The organism is Oscillospiraceae bacterium NTUH-002-81, from assembly GCA_032620915.1.
Classification (GTDB): domain Bacteria; phylum Bacillota; class Clostridia; order Lachnospirales; family Lachnospiraceae; genus JAGTTR01.
This window is the reverse complement of sequence record CP136052.1, coordinates 2,550,897-2,569,110: the sequence shown is the minus strand read 5'-3', so window position 1 is coordinate 2,569,110 and position 18,214 is coordinate 2,550,897. Positions and strand designations below refer to the sequence as shown.

At 52.7% G+C, this 18,214-nt stretch carries 14 protein-coding genes, 1 tRNA gene and 2 pseudogenes; all 17 read left to right on the top strand.

Annotated features, from left to right (window positions below; translation table 11 throughout):
• Positions 1 to 133: 133 nt before the first annotated feature.
• The 17 genes and pseudogenes from RJD28_12675 (at position 134) to RJD28_12595 (ending at position 17,939) form a co-directional block, all read left to right on the top strand.
• On the top strand, positions 134 to 796 hold the full coding sequence (locus RJD28_12675; GenBank protein ID WNV57133.1) for a YoaK family protein: 663 nt from the start codon (positions 134 to 136) through the stop codon (positions 794 to 796).
• A gap of 371 nt (positions 797 to 1,167) precedes the next feature.
• Positions 1,168 to 1,842 (top strand): serine O-acetyltransferase EpsC, encoded by a 675-nt coding sequence (epsC, locus tag RJD28_12670; GenBank protein ID WNV57132.1) that lies wholly within the window; start codon positions 1,168 to 1,170, stop codon positions 1,840 to 1,842.
• Positions 1,829 to 3,224 (top strand): annotated as a pseudogene (gene cysS, locus RJD28_12665) (cysteine--tRNA ligase). The gene epsC and the pseudogene cysS overlap by 14 nt, the downstream one beginning before the upstream one ends.
• A 33-nt stretch (positions 3,225 to 3,257) precedes the next feature.
• Positions 3,258 to 3,644 (top strand): ribonuclease III domain-containing protein, encoded by a 387-nt coding sequence (locus RJD28_12660; GenBank protein WNV57131.1) that lies wholly within the window; start codon positions 3,258 to 3,260, stop codon positions 3,642 to 3,644.
• A gap of 26 nt (positions 3,645 to 3,670) precedes the next feature.
• On the top strand, positions 3,671 to 4,420 hold the full coding sequence (rlmB, locus tag RJD28_12655) for a 23S rRNA (guanosine(2251)-2'-O)-methyltransferase RlmB (GenBank protein WNV57130.1): 750 nt from the start codon (positions 3,671 to 3,673) through the stop codon (positions 4,418 to 4,420).
• A gap of 19 nt (positions 4,421 to 4,439) precedes the next feature.
• On the top strand, positions 4,440 to 5,048 hold the full coding sequence (gene sigH / locus RJD28_12650) for an RNA polymerase sporulation sigma factor SigH (GenBank protein WNV57129.1): 609 nt from the start codon (positions 4,440 to 4,442) through the stop codon (positions 5,046 to 5,048).
• A 68-nt stretch (positions 5,049 to 5,116) separates the two neighbouring features.
• Positions 5,117 to 5,189 (top strand) — tRNA-Thr (locus tag RJD28_12645).
• A 230-nt stretch (positions 5,190 to 5,419) separates the two neighbouring features.
• A complete protein-coding gene (locus RJD28_12640) occupies positions 5,420 to 6,811 on the top strand; it encodes a sodium-dependent transporter (protein ID WNV57128.1) in 1,392 nt (463 codons plus the stop codon).
• 396 nt (positions 6,812 to 7,207) lie between these two features.
• A complete protein-coding gene (locus RJD28_12635; GenBank protein WNV57127.1) occupies positions 7,208 to 7,717 on the top strand; it encodes a phosphohydrolase in 510 nt (169 codons plus the stop codon).
• Between the two features lie 507 nt (positions 7,718 to 8,224).
• Positions 8,225 to 9,448, top strand: a complete 1,224-nt coding sequence (gene tyrS / locus RJD28_12630) for a tyrosine--tRNA ligase (protein ID WNV57126.1) — start codon at positions 8,225 to 8,227, stop codon at positions 9,446 to 9,448.
• A 475-nt stretch (positions 9,449 to 9,923) separates the two neighbouring features.
• Positions 9,924 to 11,051, top strand: a complete 1,128-nt coding sequence (locus tag RJD28_12625; GenBank protein ID WNV57125.1) for a BMP family ABC transporter substrate-binding protein — start codon at positions 9,924 to 9,926, stop codon at positions 11,049 to 11,051.
• Positions 11,052 to 11,210: 159 nt separating this feature from the next.
• Positions 11,211 to 12,791 (top strand): ABC transporter ATP-binding protein, encoded by a 1,581-nt coding sequence (locus RJD28_12620; protein ID WNV57124.1) that lies wholly within the window; start codon positions 11,211 to 11,213, stop codon positions 12,789 to 12,791.
• Complete coding sequence (locus tag RJD28_12615) at positions 12,784 to 13,839, top strand: ABC transporter permease (protein WNV57123.1); 1,056 nt, start codon at positions 12,784 to 12,786, stop codon at positions 13,837 to 13,839. The genes RJD28_12620 and RJD28_12615 overlap by 8 nt, the downstream gene beginning before the upstream one ends.
• Before the next feature lie 3 nt (positions 13,840 to 13,842).
• A complete protein-coding gene (locus RJD28_12610) occupies positions 13,843 to 14,781 on the top strand; it encodes an ABC transporter permease (GenBank protein ID WNV57122.1) in 939 nt (312 codons plus the stop codon).
• Between the two features lie 65 nt (positions 14,782 to 14,846).
• Positions 14,847 to 15,779: a nucleoside hydrolase gene (locus tag RJD28_12605; protein WNV57121.1), complete on the top strand. Its 933-nt coding sequence runs from the start codon at positions 14,847 to 14,849 to the stop codon at positions 15,777 to 15,779.
• A gap of 39 nt (positions 15,780 to 15,818) precedes the next feature.
• A complete protein-coding gene (locus RJD28_12600) occupies positions 15,819 to 17,087 on the top strand; it encodes an ArgE/DapE family deacylase (protein ID WNV57120.1) in 1,269 nt (422 codons plus the stop codon).
• Between the two features lie 107 nt (positions 17,088 to 17,194).
• Positions 17,195 to 17,939, top strand: a pseudogene (locus RJD28_12595) (glutamine amidotransferase).
• The last annotated feature ends 275 nt before the right edge of the window (positions 17,940 to 18,214 follow it).

Below are 18,214 nucleotides of genomic sequence, written 5' to 3'. Positions count from 1 at the left end.
TACGCTGATGGTGGATGAGAGTGTAAGCTAAAGAAACTGGAAATTTGGAAGAGGGGAATGATGATGGCAAGGGGAGAGGCTGCCAACACAGACTATTTATTTTGTGAGAAAAACGGGGTTTACTATACGCTCATTGCGGTGTCGGGATTTTGGGGGTGCGTTTACTTACCTGCTGCGGGGCAACACATTCTGCAACGCCCAGACGGCCAATGTGGTGTTGTTGGGCCTGGCTGTGGGGGCTGCCAACTGGAAACAGGCGCGGTATTATCTGATCCCGATTTCTGCCTATATGCTGGGTGCGTTTGTCTCGGAGCTCTGTCCGAATCCGGTGAAGCATCGCTTGCGGATCCGCTGGGAGAGCATGCTGCTGGCCATTGAGATGGCATTTATTGTGGGGCTGGGATTTTTGCCGGAGTCAGCGCCGGTACAGATTTCTCAGGTGGCCATCAATTTCATTGCCTCCATGCAGTACAATACGTTCCGGCAGGCGCAGGGGACACCCATGGCCACAACCTTTGTGACAAATCATATCCGTCAGGTAGGCATTGGACTGGCAAGGGAACTGCGGCACATGAACCGGGAAGATAAAAGCCATCGGCTGGCGTGGCGTAAGCATGTGTGTATGCTGCTCAGTTTTTTCGGTGGCGTGGTGGCCGGTACGGTGCTCTGTGATCTCTGGTCCGGAAAGGCCATCTGGGCCACGCTGCTCCCGCTGGCGATTCTGGAAGGACTGTTCCTGAAAGAGGACAGGAGTCTGGGAAAAGAAAATCTGGAGCGAAAGCCTCACGGACACTGATATTGTGAAAAACGTCCGGACAATCCGGAAAGCCTTGACAAATCGGTTGTTTTTTCATATGATGGAATAAGTCTTGATATAAGAGAAAAAGGCTGTGAAAGGAAAAGTAGCCTGTGCCGGGTTTCCGGCATGTCCGGCATCAGAGAGGGATTGTCACTGGCTGAAAGCATTCCCGGTTTGGATGGCAGGTGAAGTGCATCCGGGAGCTGCTCCGGTGAGCGTATGTTAGCCGGGGACGGGTCGCGCACGTTACGCGTCAGAGGAAGACCCGAGAGGTCTTCGAAATAAGAGTGGAACCACGAATGCCTTCGTCTCTTTTGGAGATGGAGGCGTTCTTTTTCTTATTATAAGGTTTTACTGGAGGCGTCGGTATGGGACTGATCAAGTATGTAAAAGAAGAAATCGCGGTGATCCGGGAGCGTGACCCGGCCATCAAATCGAATATGGAGGTATTTCTGTACCCCAGCTTTAAAGTTATTTTAAGCTATCGGGTGGCTCACAAGCTGTATTGCGCCGGGCATTTTTTCTGGGCCAGATGGGTGTCCCAGCGGGCGGCGAGAAAGACCGGCATTGAGATCCATCCCGGGGCACAGATCGGTAAGGGCCTGTTCATCGACCACGGCAGCGGCGTCATCATCGGCGAGACAACCATCATCGGTGACAACGTGACGCTGTATCAGGGCGTGACCCTGGGCGGCACAGGCAAGGAGCAGGGCAAGCGACATCCCACGCTGGGCGACAACGTGATGGTCAGCGCAGGCGCCAAGATCCTGGGTTCCTTCAAGATCGGCGATAACTGCAAGATCGGTGCCGGTTCTGTGGTACTCAAGGAGGTGCCGCCCAACTGTACCGTCGTGGGTGTGCCGGGGAGGATCGTCAAGAGCGCCAACGACAACACGCCGCGCAGCAGCATGAACCAGGTGGATCTGCCGGATCCGGTGTACCGCGACCTGGCGGAGCTGTGGGAACAGAATATTGTCATGAAAATGGAGATAGAGGAACTGAAAAAACAACTGGAGGAGAGAAAAGAACATGAAGCTGTATAATACCATGTCACAGAAAAAAGAGGAATTTGTGCCGCTGGAGCCCGGCAAGGTGCGCATGTATGTCTGCGGCCCTACCGTGTACAATTTTATCCATATCGGCAATGCCCGTCCGATGATTGTTTTCGACACCGTGCGCCGCTACATGGAGTACAAGGGTTACGACGTGAATTTTGTATCCAATTTTACGGACGTGGATGACAAGATCATCAAAAAAGCCAACGAAGAGGGCGTGTCTGCCAGCGAGATTTCCACCCGCTACATTGCGGAGTGCAAGAAGGATATGGAAGGCATGAACATCAAACCGGCCACGAAAAACCCGCTGGCCACCGAGGAAATCCCGGGCATGATCGACATGATCAGCACCCTCATCGAAAAGGGCTATGCCTATGAAAAAGAGGGCACCGTTTATTTCCGCACGAAGAAATTCAAGGGCTACGGCAAGCTTTCCAAGAAAAATCTGGAGGATCTGGAGGCTGGTAAGCGGATCGCCGTGGAGGATCAGAAAGAGGATGAGATGGATTTCGTCCTGTGGAAACCGAAGAAGGAAAATGAACCCTACTGGGAGTCCCCCTGGAGCCAGGGCCGTCCCGGCTGGCACATTGAGTGCTCCGAGATGTCCAAGAAATATCTGGGCGACCAGATCGACATTCATGCCGGCGGCGAGGATCTGATCTTCCCTCATCATGAAAATGAGATCGCTCAGTCTGAGGCGTGCAACGGTAAGGAATTCAGCCGTTACTGGATGCACAATGCATTCCTGAACATCGACAATAAGAAAATGAGCAAATCCCTGGGCAATTTCTTCACCGTCCGGGAGATCAGTGAAAAATATGACCTGCAGGTGCTGCGTTTCTTCATGCTCAGCGCCCACTACCGCAGCCCGTTAAATTTCAGCGCGGAGCTGATGGAGGCATCCAAGAACGGCCTGGATCGGATCATCACTGCAGCCGATCTGCTGAAACGTCTGGCCGGAAATGGGGAGGGCGAGCTGACAGAGGCAGAGGAGGCGCTTCTTCGTGAGGCCAAAACCTATGTGCAGAAATTTGAGGAAGCCATGGACGACGATTTCAACACTGCAGACGCCATCAGCGCCATCTTCGAGCTGGTGAAGTTTTCCAATATCCATGCGGCAGACGCTCATTCCCAGCGCTTTTTTGCCGCACTGCGGGAAGAACTGGTGACCCTTTGTGATATTCTGGGCATCATTGTGGAAAAGAAAGAGGAAATCCTGGATGAGGATATCGAGAAGCTCATTGCCGAGCGGCAGGCTGCCCGCAAGGAGAAAAAACTTTGCAAGAGCAGACGAGATCCGGGATGAGCTGCTGGCCCGGGGCATCGTGCTGAAGGATACCCGTGAGGGAGTCGTATGGACGAGAGCATAATTTATCTGAAAGAAAAAATTTTCCCTGCCCCAGGTGGATATCCAGACCTATTCCCCGCTGACGCTGGCGTACATCGGGGATGCGGCCTATGAGCTGGTGGTGCGGACATTTCTGGTGGATCAGGGCAACAGCCGGCCGGACAAGCTGCATCGGAAGGCCAGTTCCATGGTCAAAGCTGCCGCCCAGGCAGCCATGGCCGAGGCGTTAAAGGACAGCCTCACCGAGGAAGAACTGTCTGTTTACCGCCGGGGCCGCAACGCCAAATCCCCCACCATGGCCAAAAATGCCAGCATGTCCGATTACCGGAAGGCGACGGGGTTTGAGGCACTCATGGGCTATCTGTACCTGAAAGGGGAGCAAAAGCGTTTGATCGACCTGGTGTACGCAGGATTTGTCAGCCAGGGATTTATCGCGGAATGACAGAAAATAAAAATTGAGGAAAAAATATGAGATATGAAGAACTGACAATCGAAGGCCGGAATGCCGTGATGGAGGCATTTCGCAGCAAAAAGACCATTGATAAGCTGTTTATCCAGGATGGCTGCCAGGACGGGCCGGTGCGTTCCATCGTCCGGGAGGCGAAGAAGACCGACTGCATCATCAGCTACGTGGCAAAGGAGCGGCTGGATCAGATGTCCGAGACCGGCAAGCATCAGGGGGTCATCGCCTATGCGGCTGCCTATGAGTACGCCAACGTGGAGGACATTTTGCAGATCGCAAAGGACAAGGGCGAGCCGCCCTTTATCATCCTGCTGGACAACATCGAGGATCCCCATAATCTGGGCGCCATCATCCGTACCGCCAATCTGGCCGGTGCCCACGGGGTGATCATTCCCAAGCGCAGAGCGGTCGGTTTGACGGCAACGGTGGCCCGTACCTCTGCCGGTGCACTGAACTACACGCCGGTGGCCAAAGTGACCAATCTGGCGGCCACCATCGAGGATCTGAAAAAAGAAGGCCTCTGGTTCGTCTGTGCCGCCATGGACGGCGAAGTGATGTATCGGTGCAACCTTACCGGCCCCATCGGCCTGGTCATCGGCAACGAGGGAGAGGGCGTGGGACGCCTTGTCCGGGAGAAATGTGATTTTACGGCATCCATCCCCATGAAGGGAGACATTGATTCCCTGAACGCCTCCGTGGCAGCCGGTGTCATGGCATTTGAGATCGTCCGCCAGCGGATGAACGTGCAGAAGTAAGGCATCGGAGGAAAAACAGGTGGAGCAGTATAACTTACTGTCAGATGAAGAACTGATCAGTCGCCTGCGGGAAGGACACGAGGATATCCGGGATTATCTGATGGAAAAACATAAAAACCTGGTCAGGAAGAAGGCTCGCGCCCTCTACCTGATCGGGGGTGACAACGACGACCTGATCCAGGAGGGCATGATCGGCCTTTACAAGGCTATCCGTGACTTTGACCCGGAGCGGGGCGCTTCCTTTCATACCTTTGCGGATCTGTGCATCAGCCGCCAGCTGTACACGGCTGTGCAGGCATCCCAGCGGCAGAAGCATCAGCCGCTGAATTCCTACGTCTCCCTTTCCGACAGTGACAATGAGGAACAGACCAGCAGTCGGGCTTCCTACGCGGCCAATGACGTGCGGAACCGCAATCCCGAGGAACTGTTCATTGCCCGGGAAAACCTGGAGGACATGGAAGACCTCATCGAGAAAAAGCTGAGCCGGTTCGAGCGGGAGGTGCTGCGCTATTACCTAAGTGGAATGAACTATTCTCAGATCGCAGACACCCTGGGCAAGAGTTCCAAGGCCACGGACAACGCTCTGCAGCGCATCAAAAAAAAGATCAAACAAATCACCGAAAATTAATTCAAAATTAATTTGGAAAAGTGTTGACATATAGAGAACCCTATGGTATTATAATTTTCGGTGTTAATGCTGCTGTAGCACAGTCGGTAGTGCGTCGCATTGGTAGTGCGGAGGTCACGGGTCCGATTCCCGTCAGCAGCTTGCCTTTGATCGGCGGAATCCCTTATAGAATGGGGGATTTCGCCTTTCGTCTACTTATGGAAAAAGTGGTACGGTTTGGTACGGATCAGTTAAATAGTTCATTCCAGGGCTCCAGGCTAAGCGTGGGGCTCTTTTTTTCTGAGTTTTTGAGAAGTCGATAAAGTTGACCGTTTGGATACCGTGTGTTATGCTGAACTGGCAAGTACAAAAAGAGAGAGAGAAGAGAAACTATGGAAAAGAAATCAAATCATTTTTCAGGGCAGATCGGATTTGTCCTGGCTGCCGCAGGCAGTGCGGTGGGCGTCGGAAACCTGTGGAGGTTCCCCTATCTGGCGGCAAAGGATGGCGGCGGACTGTTTCTGCTGATTTATCTGGTGCTGGTGCTGACCTTCGGCTTTACGCTGCTGACGTCAGACATTGCCATTGGACGGAAAACCCACAAGAGCGCCATCGGCGCGTACACAGAAATGCGGCCCCGGTGGAAATTCCTGGGCATTCTGACGTTCCTGGTGCCGGTGCTGATCATGACCTACTATGCGGTGATTGGCGGCTGGATCACGAAATATGCAGTGGTGTATGTGACGGGACAGGCCCAGGCGGCTGCCCAGGATAACTACTTCACCGGATTTATCACCTCTCCGGTATCCCCGGTGGTGTTTGCCCTGCTGTTTATGGGCGTGACGGCGTTGATCGTGTACAACGGCGTGGAGGATGGTATCGAGAAGGTATCCCGGTTTATGATGCCCATTTTGCTGGTGCTGGTGGTGGTCATCGCCATTTATTCCCTGACGCTGCGCGGCACGGACGCTTCCGGCCAGGTGCGCACCGGTATGCAGGGCTTCCTGTACTATATCACGCCCCATGTGGAAGGGCTGACGGTCAAACGCTTTCTGCAGATTTTGCTGGATGCCATGAGTCAGCTGTTTTTCTCCCTGAGCGTGTCCATGGGTATCATGATCACCTATGGTTCTTACGTGAAGCCGGAGGTGAATCTGAACCGGGCAGTGAACCAGATCGAACTGTTTGACACCGGCGTGGCGCTGCTGGCTGGTGTGATGATCATCCCGGCAGTTTATGTGTTTTCCGGCACCGACGGCATGAGCGCAGGCCCCAGTCTGATGTTCATTTCCCTGCCCAAGGTATTTGCGGCCATGGGAAAAGCCGGAACGATTGTGGGCATTCTGTTCTTCGTGGCGGCGATTTTTGCCACACTGACCTCCTGTATCTCCGTGCTGGAGTCCATTGCGGCCAACTGCGTGGAGATCTTCCATGCCAGCCGGAAGAAAGTCGTTCTGGTACTGGCGGTGATTTATCTGGCAGCATCCGCGATCATTTCGCTGGGCTACAGTGTGTTCTATGTGGAAGTTGCGCTGCCCAACGGCTCTGTGGGTCAACTTCTGGATATCATGGATTACATCAGCAACAGCGTCATGATGCCGCTGATCTCCCTGCTGTCCACTATCCTCATTGGCTGGATCATGAAGCCCCAGTATGTCATCGGCGAGATGGAGCGCAACGGCGAGCATTTCAGAAGGAAAGCCATGTATAGTGTAATGATCCGCTACATTGCACCGGTGCTCATGTTTATTCTGTTCTTACAGTCCACGGGAATTCTGGCGTAACAGAAAAATAGATAATCATAGACAGACAATGAAAAAACCTGAAGCTGGCACTTCAGGTTTTTTCACGTCCACTTGGACATTTCATTGCATTTTTTAGCTATTTGTATTATATGCTGGTTTTTATATAAAATCAACTGTTTTATTGTAATATGAGATGGAATATGTTACCCTTTAAGTGCTGTCGACTCTTTCCAGCAGGAAGGAGGTGTCTCACTTGGAATATATCATTGCATTTCTTGTCTCCGTATTGGCATCTGTAGTTGGCTACTACAGATGTAAATGGTTAGACGGTGATGAATGACAGCACTAGCCTGACGGGTGGTTCTCCGCAATGAACCGCGGAACCTTGGAGCTGGCACTCTGAAGTTCTTTCATATAGGAAAGGGGGCATCTTTCATGGAAAATAGAACAGAAACAATGACCATATCACGGATCCTTGTGAAAATGATCGACTACTCTGCGGGCAATCGCAAGGACATCAACCATCTGATGAAGGTGCACAGCTATGCCCGTATCATCGGCAAAGGCGAAGGACTGTCGGAGGAGCTGCAGAAGATCACGGAGATTGCGGCCATCGTCCATGATATTGCCTGCCCGCTGTGCCGGAACAAATACGGCAACACCAACGGGAAATACCAGGAGGCGGAAGGCCCGGCGCTGACGGAAAGTTTTCTTGCAGATACAGGGCTGACGAGAGAGGAGATTGCCCGGATCGCGTATCTGGTGGGCCATCATCACACCTACGAGGGCGTGGAAGGTCTGGATTATCAGATCCTTCTGGAGGCGGATTATCTGGTAAATGCGGACGAGTCAGGCTATTCCAGAGAAAATATCCTCCATATGCGGGACACCGTTTTCCAGACGAAGACCGGCACGGCGCTGTTGGAGAGCATATACTTGAAATAATGCGAATGGCGCGAGTGAACTGTTATGAAATAATGCGAGTGAACTGTTATGTAACTATTACGGAATAATGGCTTGACAAGGGAAAAAATCATCCCTTATAATGCCCATATAAATGCAAAAGCAATGACAGGAACAAGTACGGATCAGGGAAAGCTACAGAAAGTAACCGGTGGATGAGAGGTGCAGGGGAAGCTGATTCGGAATACCTCCTTGAGCTCCGCACCGAACGGACAACCTGGTAGGCTGCGGCGGGATGATGCACGTTACAGTGTCAGGGTATCAGAAGCGTACCCGCAGAGGCAGGCTGTGTGAGCAGTCTGTGAAATAAGGTGGTAACACGGGATAGTTCCCGTCCTTAATCGGACGGCAGCTGTCCCTTTTTTGTTTTACGAATGGCGCGGCTGAACAGTAAAATGGCAATCGTAGGGAGCGCGGCCGTCAGGGGGATCCCCCATAGAACCGTCACTGAAAACAAAGATTTTCGAGAGAGAAAAGGAGCAGAAGAAAATGAAAGTGTATGACGAGCTTGTGGCAAGAGGACTCATTGCCCAGGTCACAGATGAAGCAGAGATCAAGGAACTGGTAAATAACGGAAAAGCGGTATTTTATATTGGCTTTGACCCCACCGCAGACAGCCTGCACGTAGGTCATTTCATGGCCCTGTGCCTGATGAAGCGTCTGCAGATGGCAGGCAATAAGCCCATTGCCCTCATCGGCGGCGGTACCGGCATGATCGGCGACCCCTCCGGCCGTTCTGACATGCGGCAGATGATGACCGTGGAGACGATCCAGCACAACTGCAACTGCTTCAAGGAGCAGATGAGCCGTTTCATTGATTTTTCCGACGACAAGGCCATGATGGTCAACAACGCCGAGTGGCTGATGGATCTGAACTACATTGATTTTCTGCGGGAGATCGGCCCCCATTTCTCCGTCAACCGGATGCTGACGGCCGAGTGCTACAAGCAGAGAATGGAGAAGGGCTTAAGCTTCCTGGAATTCAACTACATGCTCATGCAGAGCTACGATTTCTATGAGTTATTCCAGCGCTACGGCTGCAATATGCAGTTCGGCGGCGATGACCAGTGGAGCAACATGCTGGGCGGCACGGAGCTGATCCGCCGGAAGCTGGGCAAGGACGCTTACGCCATGACCATCACCCTTCTGCTGAACTCCGAGGGCAAGAAGATGGGCAAAACCCAGTCCGGCGCCGTATGGCTGGATCCGAAGAAGACAAGCCCCTTCGAGTTCTACCAGTACTGGAGAAACGTGGGCGACGCAGATGTGTTGAAATGCCTGCGGATGCTGACTTTCCTGCCGCTGGAGCAGATCGACGAGATGGATCACTGGGAAGGCAGCCAGCTGAACCAGGCAAAGGAGATCCTGGCTTTCGAGCTGACCAAGCTGGTACATGGCGAGGAAGAGGCAGGCAAAGCCCAGGAGAGTGCAAGAGCGCTGTTTGGCGGCGGCAATGCGGCTGATATGCCCACTTCCGAGCTGACCGAGGCTGATTTCGAGGGCGGCAAACTGGATGTGCTGGGCGTTCTCGTAAAGAGCGGCCTGACCGCATCCCGCTCCGAGGCACGCCGTGCGGTGGAGCAGGGCGGTGTGACCGTGGACGGTGAAAAAGTGACCGACATCCACACGGAGTACGAGCCGGATGCTTTTGAGAACGGTCTGGTGTTCAAGCGCGGCAAGAAGAATTTCAGAAAAATTGTCATTAAAAAATAGAACAGATTTCACAGATCAGAAAATGCTGTCCCGGAAGAAGAAAAATCCTCCCCTCCGGGACGGCGTTTTTTTATACGATAGGAAATTGCATCCTATCATATAAAAATGCTCCGCGAGACCGCATTGCGGCGGTACTGAATTATGCCGCAGGCACCCGGAAAAACGGGGAAAATACGTGATTTTCATGCGTTACATGGGTAAAGATGTTCATAAATAGTAGTAGGAGGCTTATAAGCAAAGATTATAAAAATTGTGCAAAATGAATAATAAACGAGTGAAAATGAAAAGGAATTTGATAATTTTGTATTGACAAATTCCAGGGAAGTTTCTATAATTTAGACATGTAGTAAATACATATTTTTACAAAGATGTGCTGAGATACCTGATAAAATTTGGAGAATGACTGGTCATTAATTTCATGTTTTTTCAAAGGTGTTTTGGCATTTTTTTGTAAACAGAAAGAGAGGTAGAAATTATGAAAAAGAAAGTACTCAGCGTACTTCTTGCATCTGCCATGGTATTCAGCCTTGCAGCATGCGGGAACAAGTCCGAGGGTGACAGCGCAGCAGCTGACACAAAGGACGATGCAGCAGCCGAGGAGACAACCGATGACGCAGCAGCAGAGACGGACAGCGCCGCTGATGCAAGCGGAATCCGCGTAGCATGCGTTTATTCCGGACTTCTCGGAGACAAATCCTACAATGACTCCTGTCATGAGGGACTGATGAAAGCCCAGAAGGATTTTGGCGTAGAAGTAAAAGAGCTGGAAGGTACCACCGCTGATGAGTGGGAGGCAAACCTGCTGGCAGTTTGTGAGGACGGATATGACCTGGTCATCTGTTCTTCTTCCAACTTTGAAGAGTATATGAAGAAATACTGTGCAAGCTATCCCGATGTGAAGTTTGCCGTTATCGACACCACCGTTGAGGGTGACAACATCCAGTCCATCAGCTTCGCACAGAACCAGGGCTCCTTCCTGGCAGGTGCGGCAGCAGCGATGTTTACCACACACGATGAGATCGAGGGCGTGAACTCCGATAAGATTATCGGCTGGGTAGGCGGCATGGATATCCCGGTTCTGCATGATTTCTTCGTAGGTTATGAGCAGGGCGCGAAGTACATCGATCCCGATATCCAGATCCTGCAGGCATTTGCAGGCACATGGAATGACCCGTTAAAGGGCAAAGAGCTGACACTGGCACAGTATGACCAGGGTGCTGATATCGTCATGAACGTTGCATCCGGTACTGGCCCTGGTATCCTGGAGGCAGCTAAGGATGCAGGACATTATGCCATCGGCGTAGATCTGAACCAGGATAACGATCAGCCGGGTTCCGTGCTGACTTCCATGGTGAAGAGAGTAGATACCGCTTGCTACATGACAGTGCAGTCTGTTGTGGATGGTTCTTTCCAGGGCGGATCTACCGCATACCTGACCGTTGCTGACGGCGGCGTAAGCTTAACAGATTTCGCTGTGATCAAAGAGGCACTGGGCGATCAGTTCCCACAGGAGATCCTGGACAAGGTACAGGAGCTGTCTGACAAGATCACTTCCGGTGAGATCGTTGTTGAAAACTACGATGGTTTCGGACCGCAGAACTAAAGCCATACGGCATCAGGTAAGATAAGCAGGAGGGAGGGGCTGGCTCTTTGGGTTTTATCCACGAGGGCCTGCCCCTTTTGTATAATGGGAAATGCATTTCCTGCTGCATTTTCGTTTTGCAAAGATGCAGGGGCAGAACATCCCAGGCTCTGTCCGTACATGTCTCCAAAACGACAAGTAAGAGAAAGAGGGGAACGAAGATTGAGTGAATATGTTGTTGAGATGAACCATATCGTGAAGAGTTTCGGTGAAGTTCATGCAGTGAAGGACGGCAATTTTACGCTCAGAAAGGGAGAGATCCACTCCCTTATCGGAGAAAATGGTGCCGGTAAATCCACCATGATGAAGATGCTTTACGGTATGTATGATTTTGATGGCGGAGAAGTCATCGTAAAAGGAGAACCACTGACTCAGATCACGCCCAGGCTTGCCATCGAAAAGGGCATCGGGATGGTACACCAGGAATTTATGCTGGTGAATGAACTGACCGTTCTGGAAAATATCATCCTTGGTTTTGAACCGAAGAAGGGAATGACCATTGATTTCGATAAAGCCCGGACGACAGTGCAGCAGTACATTGACCAGTATGGCATGGATATCCAGATGGATAAGCGGATCAACCAGATTTCCGTCGGTGAGGCCCAGCGTGTAGAGATCATCAAGATCCTGACCCGGGGCGCCGAGATCATCATTCTGGATGAACCCACGGCTGTGCTGACACCCCAGGAGGCCAGACGGCTGTTTGAGATTCTGGAGAATCTGCGCAGGGACGGCAAGTCCATCGTGTTTATTTCCCATAAGCTGGATGAGGTCATGGAGATCTCTGACCGGATCAGCGTCATGCGGCAGGGTCAGTACATTGGCACTGTGGATAAGAAGGATACGTCACCGAAGGAGCTGGCCAAGATGATGATCGGCCGGGAGGTTTTCCTGAATATCGAGCGGAAAGCTGCCAAGGTAGGCGATGTGGTGCTGAAGGTGGAGAACCTGTGGACATCGGGAGAAAAGGAGATCTCCAAGATCCGGGGCATTGATCTGGAAGTGCGTGCCGGGGAGATCGTCGGCATCGCCGGTATCGACGGCAACGGCCAGAGCGAATTTATCGAGGCCATCACCGGCCTGCGTAAGGTGGAGAAAGGTAAGGTATACCTGGACGGACAGGATATCACCAATCTCTCCCCCAAGAAGATCCGGAAAAGCGGCCTGACCCATGTGCCGGAGGATCGAAATACGAGAGGCCTGAACCGGAATATGAGCATCAAGGAGAATCTGGTAGCGGTACAGATTGAGGACGCACCGTTTTCCAGGGGATTCCTTCTGAACAATAAGGCGATCACGGATTATGCCAATGAGCTGTCGGAGAAGTTTGATATCCGTCCACGGGATCCGGAGATGATCACCCAGTCTCTGTCCGGCGGTAATGCCCAGAAGATCGTTGTGGCAAGAGAGGTTGCCATCGGCGGAAAGCTTTTGGTGGCATCCCAGCCCACCCGAGGTGTGGATATCGGCGCTATCGAATCTATCCGCACTATCCTGGAGGATGTGAAGGAGAAGGGGTTGGGCGTGCTTCTGATTTCCGCAGACCTGGAAGAGCTTTTATCTCTTTCTGACCGGATCGTGGTTATGTATGAAGGAAAGATTTCCGGTCGCATGGATGCATCGGAAGCCAACGAGGACAACCTGGGTCTTCTGATGATGGGCGGTCGTGATACGACAAAGGAGGAGTATGCTCATGAATAACAAGATCGTAATGATAAGAAAATGGGTTCTGACCATTCTCCTTGCTATGGTCATCGGTTCGGTGCTGATCCTGATGATCAGTGAGAATCCGCTGGATGCCTATGCTGCACTGATCAAGGGGGCTTTCAATGGAAAGCTGAAATTCGGAACCACACTGGCAAGCTTTACCCCGCTGCTTTTGACGTCCACAGCATTTGCCGTGGCAGCCAAAGGCGGTGCGTTCAACGTGGGCGTTGAGGGCGAGGTATTCCTGGGTGGTATTACCGCAGCCTATATCGGGATCAACTGGACCTTTCTTCCGGCTCCGATCCTGCTGGTAACCTGTTTCCTGGGTGCCATGGCAGTGGGTGCGGCCTGGGCCTTTATCCCCGGTTTCCTGAAAGCGGAATATGGGGTCAATGAGGTGTGCGTCACCATCCTGATGAACTCGGTGGCACAGTACATCGCTTCCTATCTCGTCAGCGGCCCCATGAGTGCGGGTGTGGCCAACAGCCAGTCCCTGCCGGTGACCGTGACGCTGCCGAAGTTTTTAAAACCGAGTAACGCCAATGCGGGCATGTTTATCGCCATCCTGACGGTGATTTTTATCGGCTGGATGTTAAAGAAGACCACCTTCGGCTACAAGGTGCGCACCGTTGGTACCAACCCGGTACATGCGGAGTACACCGGCATGAAGCCCAAGAAGGTGCTGGTACAGACGATGATGATCTCCGGTGCCCTGGGCGGCATGGCAGGCTGCATCGAGGTACTGGGCGTGTATGGATATTATCTGGACAACTTTGCAGTGGGACTTGGTTCCAACGGGATGCTGGCAGCTCTGATCGCAAGAAGCAACGTGGCCGTCGGCCCCATCGTATCCTTCTTCCTGGCTGTCCTGAAGGCCGGCGCTATGGGTATGCAGCAGAGTACGGGCGTACCTAAGTCCATCGTTGATACGATCACAGCCACCTTTATCTGTGTGGCAACCATGGATCTGCTGTTTACCTTTTACGGCAGTAAGAAAAAGAAAAAATCGGAGAAATCCGATAAGGAAGGACAGGAGGCGTAATATATGAAATTTTCCAATATTATCAATGTATCCCTGATTTATGCGACCTTCCGTGCTTCTACACCGATTATTTATGCGGCGCTCTGCGCGGCTATCACCCAGCAGGCCAACATTTTAAATGTCGGAACAGAGGGCATCATGCTCATGGGCGCATTTATGGCGGTTGCCATCAGCTACACCACGGGAAGCTGGATTCTGGGGGTGCTGGCAGCAATGCTGAGCGGCATGTTCATGGCATGGATCATCGCCATCGGCCACATCCGCTACAAGGCGGACAACTGTGCCATCGGTATGGGCGTCAACCTGCTGGCAGTGGCCCTGACCAAGTATCTTCTGAATGCCATTCTGGGGCAGCAGGGTTCCTTCTCTGACCCGAAGATCATCGGCATTCCCAAGGTACATATTCCGTTTTTGAAAAATATTCCGGTGCTCAACGACATTTTCAACGACTGGAGCATCACCGAGTGGTTTGTCATCATTCTGGTGATCGCCGTGTGGTTTGTTTTTTATAAGACCGTATGGGGCCTGCGGCTGCGGGCGGTTGGTAAGTTCGAGCAGGCAGCCCAGACAGCCGGCATCAATGTCAACGGCATGAAATATCAGGCCATCCTCATCGCCGGTCTCATCGGCGGTCTGGCAGGGGCCCATCTGTCTTTAGGATACAGCAATCTGTTCCGGGAGAGCATGACGAACAACCGTGGTTTCATGGGTGTGGCTGCCATGTATTTCGGCAACGCCAACCCGATCTTTACAGCCATCGGCTGTCTGATCTTTGGTTTTGCAGATTCTGTGGGTGCCCGGGTACAGGCTTACGGTGTGCCATCCCAGATCGTGCTGCTCATGCCCTACGTGATCACCATTGTGGTACTGGTCATTTCCCTGGTTTCCAAGCAGGCGGCAGAGAAGAAGAAGAAGAGTTCCCTTACCGGCGTGAGCCAGTAGGCGCGAACCAATTTAGCAGGAGAACGATTGGCATATAGAAGAGACAAACAGGAGGACAAACGAAAATGGATAGAAGAAAAGTGATTCTGGACTGTGATCCCGGACACGATGATGCGGTGAACATTCTGCTGGCAGGCAGAAGCCCGAAGCTGGAGCTTCTGGGCATCACCACCGTGGGCGGCAACCAGCTGCTGGAGAAGACGACCATCAATGCGCTGCGGGTATGTCAGCATCTGGACATTGACGTGCCGGTTTACCAGGGCTGCGGCCAGGCCATGATCCGGGAACGGGTGACTTCCCCGGAGATCCACGGGGAAAGCGGTCTGGACGGCCCGGTATTTGCACCGTTGAACCGCAGTGCCGAGAAGGAGCATGCAGTCAATTACCTGACCAGGACGCTGATGGCATCCGACGGGGATATCACCCTGGTGCCCACCGGCCCGCTGACGAACATTGCCATGGCCATGCGCATGGAGCCGAAGATCACCTCCAAGATCAGAGAGATCGTGCTCATGGGCGGCTGCTATCAGCTGGGAAATGTGACCCCGGCGGCAGAGTTTAACATTTATGCGGATGCGGATGCGGCTTCTGTGGTATTCCATTCCAGCGTGCCCATCGTCATGGTGGGACTGGATGTGACGAGAAAGGTGCTCTGCTATCCGGCCATCGTGGACCGGATGCGTGCCATCGACACGAAAGCAGCCCATCTGTTTGCAGACCTGATGGCGTTCTTCAACAAGACCCAGAAGGAAGTGTTTGGCTGGGAGGGCGGCCCGCTGCATGATCCCGTGACGTGCGCATACCTGATTGATCCGTCGGTGCTGACGGTGAAGGAGATGTACACCGAGATCGACAACCGCAGTGAGCAGAGCTACGGCAGGACCAACTGTGATTTCTTTGGATTATCGGACAAGAAGCCCAATTCCAAGGTGGCCATTGACGTGGATGTGGAGAAATTCTGGGACATCGTGGAGGAAGGCATCCGAAATTACGGTTGATGTGGAAAATAATTCTGCAGTCTGGAAAGGAGAATCGGGATGAGGGATCTGAAGGAGGTTCTGGTGGAGCACCGGGACGAGTATATACAGAAGCTGGCGGATCTGGTGGCCATCGACACCCATGATCTGGGCCACGGCATTGCCGGTGGTCTGGAAAAAGAAGGACAGGAATATATGAAGGCCCTGTTTGCGGATATGGGCGCGGATTCCATCGTGGAAGACCAGATGGAGGAGGCGGTGATCCAGGAGTGCCTGCGCAAATATAACGAGGGCAATCTGGGACACAACTACGATGGCAGGTACAATGTATATGCCACCTTCAAAGGAAATGGCGGCAGGAGCATCATGTTCAACAGCCATATCGACACCATGCCCGCAGGCAATGAAGCGGACTGGAAGACCCCTCCCCATGAGCCGACCATCAAAGACGGCAGACTGTACGGCCTGGGTTCCGCGGATATGAAGGCCGGGCTGCTGGCCTCCACCCTGGCGGTGAAGCTTCTCAAGGATGCGGGATATGAGCTGCTCGGCGACGTGACCATCACCTCCGTGTGTGACGAGGAGGGCGGCGGTAACGGTTCCATGCAGGCGGCCATGCACGGCATCCGCGCAGACGGCGTGGTGAACTGCGAGGGCACCAGCGGGGAGCTGATCCTGGCCCATATGGGCTTCGTGTTCTTCCGGGTGGAATTTGAGGGAAAAGCCAATCACTCCGGCGCCAAATGGCTGGGCGTCAGCGCCATTGAAAAAGCCATGAAGGTCATCAATGCTCTGTCGGAGATGGAACACACCTGGCTGCTGACTTACCGGCATCCGCTGCTTCCGGCGCCGAACCTGAACATTGGCGTCATCCATGGCGGAACCGCCGGTTCCACGGTGGCCGGAAACTGTTACTTTGAGACTTGCATCCATTATCTGCCCCGGCAGATGTCCTATGACATGGTGGTAAAGGAATTTACCGATACGGTTATGGGTGTGGCAACTTATGATCCGTGGATGAAGGATCATCCGCCGAAGATTACCATGTATCAGGCGGGCGGTGCTTTCGAGATGGATACCGAGCACATGTTTGTCAATGCGTTTCGGGAAGCTTTCCGGCATAGTAAAGGCATACCGGTGCGCACGGTGGGTTCCCCTGCAGGCTGTGATTCCAGAATCTGGAGAAATATTGCCGGGTGCCCTACCATCCAGTTCGGCCCCGGTAATCTGGAGCAGTGCCATTCTCCCAATGAATATGTGGAGCTGGACGCTTACCTGGACTGCATTTTCATCTATGCTCAGCTGATCCTTACCTGGGCGCAGAAGTAACAGCAGGAAGATCAGACGGCAGACATGGAGGAATGTCCGGTGCAGGACGAAATGGATCAGAATAAAACAGAATACACAAAAACAAAATATGAAAGGAAGATTGGACTATGAGCAAGAAAATACTTCTGGCAGGAGAATCCTGGATGAGTTATACCACTCATGTAAAAGGCTTTGACGCGTTTTACACTTCTACCTACGAGACCGGAGAAAAGTGGTTCCGCCAGGCTATGGAGGCAGCAGGCTATGATTACACCTTCCTGCCCAACCATGAGGCAACCGACGGCTTTCCGTTTACCGTAGAGGAACTGAAAAAAATATGACTGCGTGGTGCTGTCGGATATCGGTGCCAACACACTGCTGCTTCCCACAGCAACCTTCGCCCGCAGTGAAAAAATGCCCGACCGTACCAAGGTGATCCGCGACTATGTTCTGGATGGCGGTGCACTGCTCATGGTAGGCGGCTATCTCACCTTCTCCGGTGTAGACGCCAAAGGCAAATGGCACGACACCGCCGTGCAGGAAGTTCTTCCGGTAGAGGTACTTACTGTGGATGACCGGATGGAGCACTGCGACGGTGTGATCCCCGTGATTGTCAAAGAACATGAGGCACTGGCCGGACTGCCCAAGGAATTCCCAAACGTGCTGGGTTACAACAAGACCATCGCCAAGCCTGAGGCTGATGTGGTGGCAACCGTAGAGGGAGATCCCTTCATCGCCTTTGCAGATTATGGCAAAGGCAGAAGCGGTGTCTTCACCTCCGACTTCGCACCCCACTGGGCACCGCCGGAATTCTGCGAGTGGGAGAAATACAATCAGCTGTTCAAGGAAATCATTGATTACCTGACAAAATAAGAGGTTCGCGCGATACGATATGCGCATCGCCGGATGAATAAAAACCACAGTGGACAGGATCACAATTCGTGAGATGTCTCCTGTGGTTTTTTATGATAAAGCATGGTATAATAATGTGCGCAGGGAAAAACAAGCGGCTACGTCAGCAGACATTTGTTTTTCACAAGCCATTAACGAAGGTTCCGCCTGCGGTAGCAGGCAGTAAAAGCGCGGCAGCGCGGGGAACCTGAGTTTGGAATCGAAGGAATAGAACGAACAGCCTGCGGTAGCAGGCG